At 69.7% G+C, this 13,633-nt stretch carries 13 protein-coding genes; 6 read left to right on the top strand and 7 right to left on the bottom strand.

Translation table 11 applies throughout. The annotated features are described in order from the left end of the window. Positions 1-32 precede the first annotated feature (32 nt). A complete protein-coding gene (gene aceE, locus AB0B45_RS04555) occupies positions 33-2,468 on the top strand; it encodes a pyruvate dehydrogenase (acetyl-transferring), homodimeric type (protein ID WP_358125192.1) in 2,436 nt (811 codons plus the stop codon). Positions 2,469-2,575: 107 nt separating this feature from the next. Next, positions 2,576-3,607, top strand: a complete 1,032-nt coding sequence (locus tag AB0B45_RS04550) for a PrsW family intramembrane metalloprotease (RefSeq protein ID WP_358125189.1) — start codon at positions 2,576-2,578, stop codon at positions 3,605-3,607. Here the strand turns inward: AB0B45_RS04550 and AB0B45_RS04545 are convergent, their stop codons facing one another. Further along, positions 3,608-4,459, bottom strand: a complete 852-nt coding sequence (locus tag AB0B45_RS04545) for an alpha/beta hydrolase (RefSeq protein ID WP_358125187.1) — start codon at positions 4,457-4,459, stop codon at positions 3,608-3,610. Between the two features lie 50 nt (positions 4,460-4,509). Here AB0B45_RS04545 and AB0B45_RS04540 point away from each other — a divergent pair, with 50 nt between their 5' ends. Beyond that, positions 4,510-5,082, top strand: coding sequence for an ABATE domain-containing protein (locus tag AB0B45_RS04540; RefSeq protein ID WP_358125184.1), 573 nt, complete (start codon positions 4,510-4,512; stop codon positions 5,080-5,082). Here AB0B45_RS04540 and AB0B45_RS04535 read toward each other — a convergent pair. Next, the gene (locus AB0B45_RS04535) at positions 4,990-6,348 is read right to left on the bottom strand and encodes an MFS transporter (protein WP_358125181.1); all 1,359 of its coding nucleotides are present in this window, start codon (positions 6,346-6,348) and stop codon (positions 4,990-4,992) included. The genes AB0B45_RS04540 and AB0B45_RS04535 overlap by 93 nt on opposite strands. Before the next feature lie 44 nt (positions 6,349-6,392). Between AB0B45_RS04535 and AB0B45_RS04530 the strand changes: the two genes are divergently transcribed. Further along, positions 6,393-6,911 carry a helix-turn-helix domain-containing protein gene (locus tag AB0B45_RS04530; protein ID WP_358125178.1) on the top strand — a complete coding sequence of 173 codons (519 nt, stop codon included), beginning with the start codon at positions 6,393-6,395 and terminating at the stop codon, positions 6,909-6,911. Between the two features lie 270 nt (positions 6,912-7,181). On the opposite strand, the gene AB0B45_RS04525 is transcribed toward AB0B45_RS04530, so the two are convergent. After that, positions 7,182-8,390, bottom strand: coding sequence for an amidohydrolase (locus AB0B45_RS04525; RefSeq protein WP_358125176.1), 1,209 nt, complete (start codon positions 8,388-8,390; stop codon positions 7,182-7,184). A gap of 104 nt (positions 8,391-8,494) precedes the next feature. Between AB0B45_RS04525 and AB0B45_RS04520 the strand changes: the two genes are divergently transcribed. Beyond that, positions 8,495-8,932 (top strand): hypothetical protein, encoded by a 438-nt coding sequence (locus AB0B45_RS04520; protein ID WP_358125173.1) that lies wholly within the window; start codon positions 8,495-8,497, stop codon positions 8,930-8,932. Between the two features lie 5 nt (positions 8,933-8,937). Here the strand turns inward: AB0B45_RS04520 and AB0B45_RS04515 are convergent, their stop codons facing one another. Genes AB0B45_RS04515 through AB0B45_RS04505 form a run of 3 tightly spaced genes read right to left on the bottom strand, consistent with a single transcriptional unit; the run spans position 8,938 to position 11,902 of the window. Further along, positions 8,938-9,744: a carbohydrate ABC transporter permease gene (locus AB0B45_RS04515; protein WP_358125170.1), complete on the bottom strand. Its 807-nt coding sequence runs from the start codon at positions 9,742-9,744 to the stop codon at positions 8,938-8,940. Next, positions 9,741-10,595, bottom strand: coding sequence for a sugar ABC transporter permease (locus AB0B45_RS04510; RefSeq protein WP_358125167.1), 855 nt, complete (start codon positions 10,593-10,595; stop codon positions 9,741-9,743). The genes AB0B45_RS04515 and AB0B45_RS04510 overlap by 4 nt, the downstream gene beginning before the upstream one ends. Beyond that, positions 10,592-11,902 carry an extracellular solute-binding protein gene (locus AB0B45_RS04505; RefSeq protein WP_358125165.1) on the bottom strand — a complete coding sequence of 437 codons (1,311 nt, stop codon included), beginning with the start codon at positions 11,900-11,902 and terminating at the stop codon, positions 10,592-10,594. Before AB0B45_RS04505 ends, AB0B45_RS04510 begins: the two co-directional genes overlap by 4 nt. A gap of 230 nt (positions 11,903-12,132) precedes the next feature. Between AB0B45_RS04505 and AB0B45_RS04500 the strand changes: the two genes are divergently transcribed. Beyond that, positions 12,133-13,146 carry a LacI family DNA-binding transcriptional regulator gene (locus AB0B45_RS04500; RefSeq protein ID WP_358125162.1) on the top strand — a complete coding sequence of 338 codons (1,014 nt, stop codon included), beginning with the start codon at positions 12,133-12,135 and terminating at the stop codon, positions 13,144-13,146. 8 nt (positions 13,147-13,154) lie between these two features. Here AB0B45_RS04500 and soxR read toward each other — a convergent pair whose 3' ends face one another. After that, positions 13,155-13,610, bottom strand: coding sequence for a redox-sensitive transcriptional activator SoxR (gene soxR, locus AB0B45_RS04495; protein ID WP_358125159.1), 456 nt, complete (start codon positions 13,608-13,610; stop codon positions 13,155-13,157). Positions 13,611-13,633: the final 23 nt, after the last annotated feature.

The following is a 13,633-nucleotide window of genomic DNA, read 5'->3' as shown; positions in this document are numbered from 1 at the left end:
CAATGATCGATCATAGGGTGTTTAATGGCAACATGCAGATGGATCTGGACCCCCAGGAGACCGCGGAGTGGCTGGAGTCGCTCGAGGCGGTCATCAGGGCCAAGGGGCATGAGCGCGCGGACTACCTGGTCAGGCGGCTATCCACGAGCTCCCGATACGTCAACACCGTGCCCACCGCCGAGGAGCCGCCCTACCCGGGCGATCTGGAGCTGGAGGAGCGCATCGCCGCCTACGACCGGTGGAACGCGGCCGCCATGGTCACCAGAGGCAGCAAGCTGGGCCTGGGCGGCCACATGGCCACCTACGCCTCGGCCGCCTGGCTGTACGAGGTCGGGTTCAACCACTTCTTCCACGGCGCCGACGACCAGGTCTACTTCCAGGGGCACGCCTCGCCGGGCGTCTACGCGCGCGCCTTCCTCGAAGGCCGGTTGAGCGAGGAGCGGCTCGACAACTTCCGCAGGGAGACCCTCGGCGGGCTGTCGTCCTACCCGCACCCTCGCGCGATGCCCGACTTCTGGCAGTTCCCCACGGTGTCGATGGGCCTCGGCCCGCTGAACGCCGTCTACCAGGCGAGGTTCAACCGCTACCTGCACAACCGCGGCATCAAGGACACCTCGTCCGGCCACGTGTGGGCCTTCCTCGGCGACGGCGAGATGGACGAGCCAGAGGCGACCGCCGCCCTCACGCTGGCCGCCAGGGAGGGGCTCGACAACCTGACCTTCGTGATCAATTGCAACCTCCAGCGGCTCGACGGCCCGGTGCGCGGCAACACCCGCATCGTGCGGGAGCTGGAGAGCGTCTTCAGCGGCGCGGGCTGGAACGTCGTCAAGGCGCTGTGGGGCGCCGAGTGGGATCCGCTGCTGGAGTCCGACGAGCTCGTGGCCAGGCTGGACGCGGTACCCGACGGGCAGTTCCAGACGTTCGCCGCCTCCGACGGCGCCTACATCAGGCAGCACCTGTTCGAGGGCATCGAGACGAGCCTCACCGACGAGGAACTGCGCCGCGTCGTCGGCGGTTCGCGGGCGGGCCACGAGCCGCGCAAGGTGTACGCCGCCTACCGCAGGGCGCTCGACACCAAGGGCGTGCCCACGGTCGTCCTCGTGCAGACCGTGAAGGGCTGGACGCTGGGAGCGGGCGTCGAGGCCCGCAACGCCAACCACCAGATGAAGAAGCTGACCCAGGAGGAGTTCAGGGTGATGGGCGAGCGGCTCGGGCTGCCCGTGCCCTCCCTGGACGGCGAGCTCCCGCCCTACCTGCACCCGGGGCCCGACTCGCCCGAGGTCCGCTACCTGGCCGCGCGCCGGGCCGAGCTGGGCGGGCCGATCCCGCGGCGCACCGTGACGCCGAGCGGCCTGGATGTCCCCTCCGCGCCGTTCGCCGCCCTCGCCAAGGGCTCCAAGCAGCCCGTCGCCACGACGATGGCCTTCGTCAGACTGGTCAAGGACCTGATGAAGGATCCGGCGACCGGCAGGCGGTGGGTGCCGATCGTGCCCGACGAGGCCAGGACGTTCGGCATGGAGTCGCTCTTCCCCACCGCGAAGATCTACTCCCCGCACGGCCAGCGCTACGACGCCGTCGACAGGGACCTCCTGCTCGCCTACAGGGAGGCGGCCGACGGGCAGATCCTCATCGAGGGGATCACCGAGGCCGGCTCGATGTCCTCCTTCACCGCCGCGGCGACCAGCTACGCCACGCACGGCGAGCCCATGATCCCCTTCTACATCTTCTACTCGATGTTCGGCTGGCAGCGCACCGGCGACCAGATGTGGGCGCTGGCCGACCAGCTAGGGCGCGGGTTCCTCATCGGCGCGACCGCGGGCCGTACCACCATGACGGGCGAGGGGCTGCAGCACGCCGACGGCCACTCCCAGCTGCTCGCCTCGGCCAACCCCGCGTGTCTCAGCTACGACCCCGCCTTCGCCTACGAGGTCGGCGTCATCGTGCGCGAGGGTCTGCGGAGGATGTACGGCCAGGCGGGCGAGGACGTCTTCTACTACCTCACCGTCTACAACGAGCCGCTGCCCCAGCCCGCCATGCCGGAAGGCGTGGAGGAGGGGATCGTCAGGGGCATGTACCGCTTCTCCGAGGGCGGAGGGGAGGCCCACCTGCTGGCCAGCGGCACCGCGATCCACTGGGCGCTGGAGGCTCAGCGCCTGCTGGCCGAGGAGCACGGCGTCGGAGTGGACGTCTGGTCGGTCACCTCGTGGAGCGAGCTGCGCCGCGACGCGATGTCGACGGGCGGCGTGCCGTACGTGAAGCAGGCTCTTGCGGGCACGCACGGGCCGATCGTGGCGGTGAGCGACTGGATGAGGGCCGTTCCCGACCAGATCAGCCCGTGGATCGAGCGGCCGTGGACCTCACTGGGCACCGACGGGTTCGGCCTGTCGGACACCCGCGAGGCCGTCCGCGAGCACTTCGGCGTCGACCCCCGCTCGATCGTCGAGGCGGTGCTCAAGGCCGGTAAGTAGGCGTCAACCGTCCGTCTATCGGAGGGGGCCACCGTGAGAGCGTGACAAGTGTGACACGCCCGGCGGTGCTCTATCCGCGACCAAGCAAATCGCTCATCATCGGCCTCGTGGTCTCCAGCATCTGCGCCCTGCTGGTGCTGGCCTCGATGCTCCTGTCCAACGAACCCTCCGGCTTCGGCCTGGCGGCGCTCATGGCCGTGGCGCCCCTCCCCATCCTGCTTGCCGCCGTGCTGGCGCTCGACAGGCTGGAGCCGGAGCCCAAGCTCAACCTCGCCTTCGCCTTCGTCTGGGGCGCGGGCGTCGCCGTGTTGCTGGCCGTCGTGCTGAGCATGGCCGGACAGGCGCTGGTCCTGCGCGCCGGGTACGGCCAGGCGGTGGCAGGCAACATCGGCGTCGTCGTCCTGGCCCCCGTCATCGAGGAAGGTCTGAAGGGCGCGGCGCTCCTGTTGCTCCTGCGCAGGCGCAAGGAGATCGACGGGCTGACCGACGGCATCATCTACGCCGCCATGGCGGGCCTCGGGTTCGCGCTCGTGGAGAACGTCGGCTACTACCTCGTCGCCTTCGTCCAGGGTGGGGCGGACGACGCGGTGGGAGTGTTCGTGCTGCGCGGCGTCATCTCGCCGCTCGGCCACCCCGTCTACACCTCGATGATCGGGCTCGGCGTCGCCTACGCCGCCACGAGGCGCCACCCTGCCAGGTGGCTGGCGATCCCCCTCGGCTACCTGGGCGCGATCCTGCTGCACGGCGCATGGAACGGCGCGGCGACGCTGGGCAGCCTTCCGGCACTGGGCGGCGCCTACCTGCTGGAGCTCGCGGTGATCGTCGTGCTCGTGGTGGTGACCGTGATGGAGCGCAGGAGGGTGCTCGGCAAGATCGGCGGGGTCCTGCCGGGTTACCAGCCCACCGGCGTCGTCACCCAGCAGGACGTCGGGATGCTGAGCTCGCTCAAGGCGCGCAGGCACGCCCGCAAGTGGGCCAAGAGGACGGGACTGTCCAAGGCCATGTCCGACTACCAGCACGCGGCGACGGAGCTGGCGATGCTCCACCTCCGCGCCGAGCGGGAGGGCATGGCGCCCGCCGAGTTCACCGGGCAGCGCGAGGCGCTGCTGCACGTCATGGGCGCCGCCCGGCGCTGGTGACTACACCTTCAGGAAGTCGCGCAGGTGGGACAGCACGACGTCCGGGCGCTCCTCCGCCAGGAAGTGGCCGCAGTCGGGGATCTCCGCGCCCCGCACGTCGCGGGCGTAGTCACGCCACACCTCCTCGACGCCGACGCGGGCGGGCAGGCCCGCCGACCCCCACAGCGTGAGCACCGGCATCTCCAGCCGCTTGCCCGCGTCGTGGTCGGCGTCGTCGTGCGCCGCGTCGTCGGGGAAGGAGGCACGGTAGTCGTCGAACCCGGCCCTGAGCGCCCCCGGCTGCGAGAAAGCCCGGTAGTACTCCTCCACGTCGAGCGCGGCCCGCTGGACGGTCCACTTCTCGAAGAAGTAACCGAGGTAACCCCGCACGTCGGCGCCCGCGAGCCGCTCGGGCAGGTCGGGCTGCAGGTGGAAGGTCCAGTGCCAGGTGCCCAGTGCGACGCCCGAGGTCATGTCGAAGCGCCGCCACATCTCCCTGGTGGGGATGATGTCCATGACGACCAGGCGTTCCACCTCGCCGGGGTGGTCGAGGGCGTAGCGGTGGGCGACTCGCCCTCCCCTGTCGTGGCCGACCAGCGTGACCCGCTCGTGGCCGAGCCGCCTTGCCAGTTCGCGAACGTCGGCGGCCATCGTGCGCTTGTCGAACCCCGTGCGCGGCTTGTCGGTCAGCCCGTATCCGCGCAGGTCGGGCGCCACGACCGTGAAGTGCTCGGCGAGCGGGGAGATGAGGTGACGCCAGCAGTGGCTGGTCTGCGGCCACCCGTGCAGCAGCATCAGCAGCGGTCCCTCGCCCTCGATCAGGTAGTGCATGCGCAGGTCTCCGACCTGGGCCATCCGTGACTCCACCATCATGTAACTCCATCGTATGGTTACAGGGTTAACCCCATCATATGGTTAGAGGTATGCGAACGCGAGACTGGGCGTGGGACGGCGGGCGTCCTTCGCTGGATTTCGTCAACACCTACCGAGACCGCAAGATCGGCGGCAGGGAACTGCTGCGCGAGCCGGAGGACCTGCTGGCCTGGCTCGGACTACCCGAGGACCTGCCGCTCTGCCCGAGCCCTCAGGAGTCATCGGTGGCGGGGGTGACGCTGCTGGCGCAGGCCCGAGAGCTGAGGGAGGCCATCTGCCGGTGCGTCGACGCGGCCGTCGCGGGCGAGAACGGCTTCCCCGAGCCGATCAACCGCTGGGCCGCGCGCCGGCAGCCCTCGCTGGTCGCGCTCGGTCCCGACCTGTCCGTCGTACGGCTCCCGCCCGCCGACCCCGTGGTGGCGGCGCTGGCGGAGATCGCCAGCGACGCCGTCGAGCTGATCGGCGGACCCGACCTGCGCCAGGTGCGGGTGTGCGCCTCGCCCACGTGCGGGCTGCGCTTCGCCGACAGGTCAAACGCGGGGACCAGGCAGTGGTGCTCGATGAAGCGGTGCGGGAACCGCGAGAAGGTGCGCCTGCACCGCGCCCGCCGTACCGAGCAGTAGAACGATGCAGGCGATCAGGGTCAGCAGCGTGCCCGTCTGCACACCCTGCGCGCCGATCAGGGCGGCCATGGCCGCCGCGCCGAGCGACGAGCCGATGTAGCGGGCGGTGTTGTTCGCGCCCGAGCCCATGCTGACGCGGTGCTGCGGCACGCTCTCGATCGCCAGGTGGGTGAGCGAGGAGTTGATCAGGCCGCTGCCGACTCCGCTGACGACCAGTCCCGCGAGGGTCAGCGGGAGCGAGAAGTGCGTGACCACCCCGAGCAGCCCCGCGAACCCGACGGCGCTCAGCAGCAGGCCGAGCGACAGGCGCGAGCTCGCGCCGAGCCGGATCCTGCTCGCCGCGAGGGAGGACACGAACGACATGCCGGACCAGGTGCCGAACAGCAGCGCGGTGGTCAGCGGGGTCATCCCGTGGGCGGCCTGGAGCACGCTGGGCAGGTAGCTGAGCAGGCCGATGACCGCGGCGCCGACGACCAGCGCGCCACCGGTGGCGACCAGGAACCGCGGCCGCCCGAACAGCGCCAGGTCCAGCAGCGGCTCGCGACGGCGGCGCTCGGCCACCGCGAAGGCCACCAGCAGAAGCGCGGAGGCGGCGAAGGCGAAGGCGACGACCGGCCGCGTCCAGCCCATGCGCCCCTCGGTCACCCCCGCGACCAGCGCGGCGACGCCGAGGGTCAGCAGGATCACGCCGGGCAGGTCGATCCTGCGCCGCTCGGCGGCCCGCGACTCCTCCAACGTCACGGCCGCCGCGACCGTCAGAGCGAGCGCGGAGACGGCCACCACCCAGTAGACCGCCCGCCAGTTCGTCAGGACTGCCAGCACACCTGACAGCAGCGGCCCGACGGCGGTGCCCAGGCCCATCATCGCGCCGTAGACGGCCGTGGCCCGCAGCCGCGGAGCTCCGGAGGGAAAGGCGTGGCCGACGATGCCGAGGCTGGCGGCCAGCATGGCCGCGCTGGCCGCGCCCTGCGCCAGCCGCGCGGCCACGAACACCGGCACGGTCGGCGCGGCCGCGGCCACCACGCTCGCCACGGCGAGGACGGCCGTGCCCGCGACCAGCGTCCGCTTCCTCCCGTAGTCGTCGGCCAGACCACCGGCGACGAGCAACAGTGACGACAGGCCCAGCGCGATGGCACTGAGGATCCACACCGGCCCCGTCGGTCCCGCGCCCAGCGCCGTCGCCGTGTCGGGCAGGGTGACCATCGGGGCCGTGTAGTTCGTGAGCACGAGCAGCGGCGCCGAGGCCGCCACGGACAGTCGGTTCATTCATTGAACCTAGCATGGTTCAATGAATGAACTAAACTGGGGCCATGGCACTGGGCAAGAACTACGAGGCGCAGGACTGCTCGCTGGCCAAGGCGCTCGAACTGGTCGGGGAGCGCTGGACCCTGCTGGTGATCAGGGACGCGATGTACGGCGTGCGCCGCTACGGCGACTTCCTCGCCCATCTCGACATCCCGAGGGCGGTGCTGTCACAGCGCCTGGGCGCGCTGGTCGAGGCGGGGCTCCTGGACAAGCGGCGCTACCAGGACAACCCGCCGCGGGAGGAGTACGTGCTGACGGAGGTGGGCAGGGAGCTGTGGCTGCCGGTGCTGGCGCTGGCGCAGTGGGGCGAGCGCCATCTGACCTCGACCGGGGCGCGGCGGCTGTTCTTCCACGCCACCTGCGGGACCCGCCTGGACCAGGCGGCGCACTGCTCGGCGTGCGGGGTGCGGGTGGACCTCGAGGAGACAGAGGTACGGCCGGGGCCGGGACTGGAGACCTCCAGGGTGGACCCGGTGAGCGTGGCGCTCCGCGGGCCGCACCGCATGCTCGAACCCCTTCCCTGACGGCCGCCCCCGTCAAGTCCGCCAGCCCTCACCCCACGGCACCCGGCAGTTTTGCGGAGATGCCGGATTGTGCGGAGACGTCGGATCCGGAGGACCGGCACATCCGAGCGTCCATAACCCCGGACGGGAGGGCCCGGAGACCTGGAGATCGGGATCATGCGGCCCCGCCCTCCTCGCGTCCGGGGCGATCCGGCGGCGCCGGCGACCTGGACACGGCCACGGGGCCCTGGGGTTGCGCCGGAGAGCCCTGCCCCCAGGCCTCGCGCGATCTCAGGACTCGCGGTAGTACGGGTCGGCGACCGTGCCCTCCCCCGTGTCGGTCGAGTAGGAGTACACCTCCCGCCCGTCCACGAACACCCGCAGCGCCCTGCTCATGACGTCCAGCGGGTCGCCGGACCAGATGACCACGTCACCGTCCAGCCCCGGCGTCAACGAGCCGACCCTGTCGTCAAGGCCCATGATCTTCGCGGGGTTCACGGTGATCGACCGGAGCGCCGCGTCACGGTCGAGCCCCTCCTTCACCGCCAGCGTCGCCTGGTGCACCAGGAAGTGGATCGGCACCACCGGGTGGTCGGTGGTGATCGCCAGCTCCACGCCCGCGCGCGCCAGGATGCCGGGGTTGCGCAGCGAGCGGTTGCGCAGCTCCACCTTCGACCTGCTGGTGAACAGGGGGCCGATGATCACCGGGATCTGCCGCTCGGCCAGCAGGTCGGCGATCAGATGACCCTCGGTGCCGTGGTTGATGATCACGCGATAGCCGAACTCGTCGGCCAGACGCAGCGCCGTGGCGATGTCGTCGGCCCTGTGCGTGTGCTGGCACCAGGGCAGCTCCCCGTCCAGGACCTTCACCAGGACCTCGAGCGTGCCGTCGCGGTCGAACGCCTTGCCCTCGTCCTCGGCCTGGTCGCGCTTGGCCCGGTAGTCCTGCGCCTTGCGGAAGGCGTCACGGATCACCGCGGCCACACCCTGCCTCGTGGAAGGCAGCTTCTTCTGGTCACCGTAGACACGCTTGGGGTTCTCCCCGAGCGCGCTCTTCACGCTGACGGGCTCGCGGACCAGCATCTCCTCGACCGTGCGTCCCCAGCACTTGACCGCCACAGTCTGGCCGCCGATCGGGTTGCCCGAGCCCGGCTTGATGACCGCCGTGGTGACGCCGCCGGACAGCGCGTCGCCGAAGCCGAGGTCGCCGGGGTTGATGGCATCGAGCGCGCGCAGCCTGGCTCCGTTGGGGTCGGTCATCTCGTTGGTGTCCTGGCCGGCCCAGCCGTCGGCCTCCTCGTGGACGCCCAGGTGACCGTGCGCCTCGACGAAGCCGGGCAACACCCAGCCGCCCGCCGCGTCGACGGTCCGCACGCCATCGGGGATGACGACGTCCCGCCCAACGGCCACGATCTTGCCGTCCTGGATGAGCACGGTGCCGCCGTCAATGGGATCGCCGTCGACAGGAACCACATATCCGCTGGTAATCGCAATATCCATGCATGCAACCTAGCGGAACTGACCAGCCTGTTTTCCTGATTCCTCCCTCACTGTCAGGAGATGTCCGGCATGATGATCCGCAGTCTGACGAAAGGAAACGGAGCGTGCTCAAGTCTGCTCTCGCGGCTGCGGTGATCATCGGTGGGGTCCTGGCGGTCCCCGCGTCCGCCAACGCCGCCGGATACACCCCCGAAGGGATCTGCGGCAACGGCTTCGCCGTCGTCAACCGGGCCCCGGTGGATTCACTGGGTACCGTCTACCTGCTCTACAACCGCAGGAACGGGCTCAACTGCGCGGTCACCATCAAGTCGAAGCTCCAGGGTCTCAGCACCCGCACCACGGTCGAACTGCAGGTCAAGCGCGGCCCCGGCAACCGCATCGAGAGTGACTCCGACACCGGCAACTTCAAGTACTACGCCGGGCCTGTGAAGCTCGAGGGCAAGAACAGGTGCGTGCAGTTCATCGGCACGATGTCCGACGGTTACCGCAAGTCGAAGATCTTCAGCGGCGGCAACCGCGCGTTCACCAACTGCGGCGGCTGATCCCCTCATCCCTTGGTGGCCCCGCTGGTCAATCCCTTGACGAAGTGCTTCTGCAGGGCGAGGTAGAACACCAGGATCGGTAGCGTGGCCAGGAACATCAACCCGAACACGGTGCCGAAGTCGACCTGGTACTGCCCGACCGCCCGATAGATGCCGGTCGTCACCGTCGTTCCCTGGCTGGGGCCGAGGATGATCAGCGGGTTGAGGAAGTCGTTCCATATCCACACCGCGAAGAAGATGATCGCGCTGGCCGAGGCCGGGCGCAGCAGCGGGAACACCACCCGCCAGAAGGTGGCCAGGCGGCCCGCCCCGTCGATGGCGGCCGCCTGTTCCATCTCGATCGGGATCGTGCGGACGAATCCCGAGAAGACGAACACGCCGAACGGCACGTAGTAGCCGACGTTGAACAGCACCAGCCCCTGCACAGTCGTCATCAGGTCGAACAGCTGGAGCACCCGTACCACGGGCAGCAGGATGACCTGCGGCGGGATCATCAGCCCGCACAGCAGCAGCAGCGTGGCCGCCCTCCCCCACCGCGACGGCGTGCGCGCCAGGTAGTGCCCGAGCATCGCCGACAGGATCGTCAGCACCGCCACCGACAGCGCCGTCACGATGAGGCTGTTGCCGAGGCTCGCCCAGAACAGCCGGTCGGGCCGCGACACCACCGCCGCGAGGTTGTCCAGCGTCGGCGGGAGCGGCGGCCCGAACGGGTCGGGCGCGATGTCGGGGCCGTCCTTGAAGGCGTTGGCCAGCACCACGTACAGCGGTACCGCGAACAGCGCCCCGACCACGGTCGTCACCAGGGCCCTCATAGATCCACCTCCCGTCGCCGCAGCAGCCTCAGCGCCACCGCCGACGCGGCCGCGATGATCACCAGCATCACGATGGCCATCGCCGAGGCGTAGCCCTGCCTGTTGGCCACGAACCCGGTCTGCAGCACCACGAACGCGATCGTGGCCGTCGACCCCGCCCCGGGCCCGCCGTTCGTGATGACCTGGATGTGGTCATAGGCCTTGAACGCCGTGATCAGCATGACGACGGTGTTGATGGTGAGCGCGGGAGCCAGCATCGGCCAGGTCACCTTGCGGAAACGGGCGACGGGCCCCGCGCCGTCGATGGCCGCCGCCTCCTGCAGTTCGTGCGGTACGGCCTGCAGCCCCGCGAGGTAGACGACGACGCAGAAGCCCAGCATCTGCCACGACATGATGCCGCCGAGCGAGTAGAGCGCGAGGTCGGGATCGGACAGCCAGCCGATGTGGGTGCCGAGCACCAGGTTGACGATGCCGTCGTCGGCGAGCATGCGGGTCCAGACCACGCTGACCACGACCGAGCTGAGCACGACGGGCACGAAGAACGTGGCCCGCCACGCGTTGTAGAACCAGCCGTTGCGGTCGAGGAGGACCGCGATGGCCAGGCCCACGACGTTGGGCACGATGACGATGATCGCCGTGAGGATCACCGTCACCTTCAGCGCGGTCAGGAACTCCTCGTCGGTGAGGAGCGACTGGTAGTTGCGCAGGCCGACGAACCTGCTCGGCGGATTGAACGGGTTGTAGTTGGTGAGGCTGTAACCGAAGCTCACCGCGATCGGCGCGAGCACGAAGCACAGGTAGACGAGCATGCCGGGTGCGGCGAACACGCCGAAGTGCGCGAGTCTCCTCAAGAGGCCTTGTCCCATTCCGTGTCGAGATAGGCGGCGGCCTCGGCGGGCTTCTTCCTGCCCAGGATGACGTCCTGGACCGCGGCGTAGACCTTCGGCGTCATACCGGAGATCAGCGAGTCGCCGCCGGTCTCCCATGAGAAGGCCTTCACCACGGCGTTCGCCTGGACGTTCTGCGACCACAGGTCGTAGGTGGCCTTGAAGACGGGTCCGGTGTCGGCGGGCGGGGTGTAGCCCTTGATCGCGGGGAAGAGCGCGTCGGACTTCACGGAGTTGTCCAGGTTGCTCTTGTCGAGCTGGAAGGCCAGGGCGAACTTCTTGGCCGCGTCCAGGTGCTTGGAGTTGGCGCTGACCTCGAGCCCGCCTCCGGTGTAGCCGGGAAGGAGCGGCGCGCCGTCGGCCGTCGGCCAGGCGAAGACGCCGAGGTCGTCCTTGATGTCGCTCTTGTCGCCCGAGGCGGCGAACCAGGAGCCCATCGGGTACATCGCGCCCTTGCCCTTGAGGAAGGCCTGCTCGGTGGCGGCGTAGTCGAGGGAGAGCATGCCCTTGTCGATGTAGCCCTTGCCGGCCAGGTCGCCGACGAGGGTGAGGGCCTGGACGAAGTCGGGGTCGGCGAACTGCACCGAGCCCGCCCTCCTGGCGGTCATCCAGTCGGGCCTCTTCCTGTACACCTCCGTCGCCACCGTCGCGGTGAGCGGGAGGACGCTCGGGAAGGCCTCCTTACCGCCGCCGACCACGAACGGCGTCATGCCCTTGGCCTTCAGCTTCGCGCCGGCCTCCAGCAGTTCGGCGTAGGTCTTGGGCGGGGCGGTGACGCCCGCCTTCTCGAACATCGACTTGCGGTAGTAGACGTTGGGGATCGTCTGGGTGTTGGCGGGCAGCTGGTAGACCTTGCCGTCGATCGCGCCGCCGTCCGGCACCAGGAAGTCGCCGAGCTCCTCCGGCTTCCACGCGTAGAGGTTCTGGGCGGCGCCGATGTCGGCGGGAGAGACGGCCAGCATCACGTCGGGGAACTGGCCGGAGGTCAGCAGCTGCTTGGCGTAGCCGGTGCGGTCGACGGTCGGCGCGACCAGCTTCTTCACCTTGATGTCCGGGTACTTGTCGGTGACGCGCTTGATGGCCGAGTCCCAGTACTCCGGGGTCAGGTTGGGCGTCTCGAAGGTCAGGAAGCTGATCTCCTGCTGCTGCGCGGGAGCGCTGCCGCTGCCACTGCCGGTGGGGGCGGACTGGGCCGTCTCCCCCACGGTGCACGCGGTCGTGGTGACCGCGATCGCCACGAGCGCCAGGACTGCTCTGCGGTGGTGGGACATGGCGGAACTACCTCCGTCTGGGGGCGAACGTCGGAGCTGTCCGTGAGCGTTCACGTGAACGCTCACGAGCAGCCTCCGGCGTGACGACGGTGATGTCAAGGGGTGGTTGACAGTGGCGTGCGACGGACCGATGATCGGCCCGTGAGCGTTCACGTGAGCGCTCCCGCTCATGCCTTCCCCCCCTCCAGGTGGCGGGGTGGGCACTGCCAGAGGAGGCTAAAGTCTCAGTCGTGCCAGGGACGAAGAAGTCGCGCAGGGTCACCATCGACGACGTGGCACGGTCCGCCGGCGTCTCCCGCCAGACGGTGTCGCGGGCCATCAACGACAAGGCCGAGATCGACCCCGAGACCAGGCGGCGCGTGCTCCAGGTCGCTCAGGAGATGGGCTACCGGCCGAGCAGGTTCGCCCGCGGCATGGTGCGCCAGGACGTCACCACGCTCGGGCTGATCATCGCCGACGTGCTCAACCCCTTCTTCCCCGAGGTGGTCTCCGGCGTGCTGGAGGCGGCCGACCAGCGCGGCTGGCAGGTCGTCGTGTACGCCACGGGCTCGGAGGTGGACAAGGAGCTCGCGGTCGCCGAGAGCGTGCCCAACCACGTGGACGCGTGCGTCGGCTTCCTGCTCGACACCGGCGCCATCGACAGGATCGCCGCTTCGGGGATCCCCTTCGTGCTGCTCGACCGGCGCGGCCGCACACCCGGGGTGGCGGGCGTGGACATCGACTTCGCCAGCGGCATCAGGCAGGGGCTCGACCATCTCATGGCGCAGGGGCACCGGCGCATCGCGATGATCGACGACCACGCCCACGCCCGGCCTGGCACGCACAACGCGCGCAGGGAGCTCTACCTCGCCTTCGCCGCCGAACGGGAGCTGCCGGTCGACGAGACGTGGATCCAGCCCGCGGTCAACTCCATGGACGGCGGCGCGGCGGCGATGGACGAGCTGCTCGCGGCGCATCCCGACGTCACCGCGGTCTTCGCCTACAACGACTACATCGCCATCGGGGCGATGCGGAGAGCCATGCGGCTCGGCCTGGCCGTACCGGGGAACTGCGCCTTTCTCGGCTTCGACGGGCTGGCGATCGGGGAACTGGTCGACCCTCCGTTGACCACGATCCACATCGACAAGCGCAGGCTCGGTCACCTGGCGGTGGAACAGGTCGCGGCGGTCATGGCCGCGCCCCAGGGCACGAGCGTCGCGGCGATGACGATCGACCCCAAGCTCGTCGTGCGCCTGTCGACCTGAACCCCCGGTCAGGGCTCCAGCAGACGGCGGGGCCCAGGACCCTGCTCACCGAGCGTGTCCCCGGGGTTGACCAGCGCGCACTGCTCGAACGACAGGCAGCCACAGCCGATGCACTCGGTGAACCTGTCGCGCATCCGCTCCATCTTCTCGATCCTGGCGTTGATCTCCTCGCTCCAGCACTCCGAGGCCCTCAGCCAGAACTCCCGCGTGGGTGACACGCCCTCCGGCAGGAAGCTCAGCACCCCGCCGATCACCGACAGCGGCATGCCGACGCTCTGCGAGGCTCGGATGAACGCGACCCTGCGCAGGGTGCTGCGATGGTAGCGGCGCTGGTTGCCCGTGGTGCGGCGGCTGCCGATGAGGCCTTCCCGCTCGTAGAAGCGCAACGCGGAGGCGGGCACGCCGCTGCGCTGCGACAGCTCACCGATGGTGAGCTCCTTGGTGATCGCTGCGGGCTCCGGCACGCCGTCCACCCTAGCTTGACTTC

Origin of the sequence: Nonomuraea sp. NPDC049152 (assembly GCF_040648355.1) — a bacterium.
Taxonomy (GTDB): domain Bacteria; phylum Actinomycetota; class Actinomycetes; order Streptosporangiales; family Streptosporangiaceae; genus Nonomuraea.
This window is presented reverse-complemented; position numbering and strand designations above follow the sequence as displayed.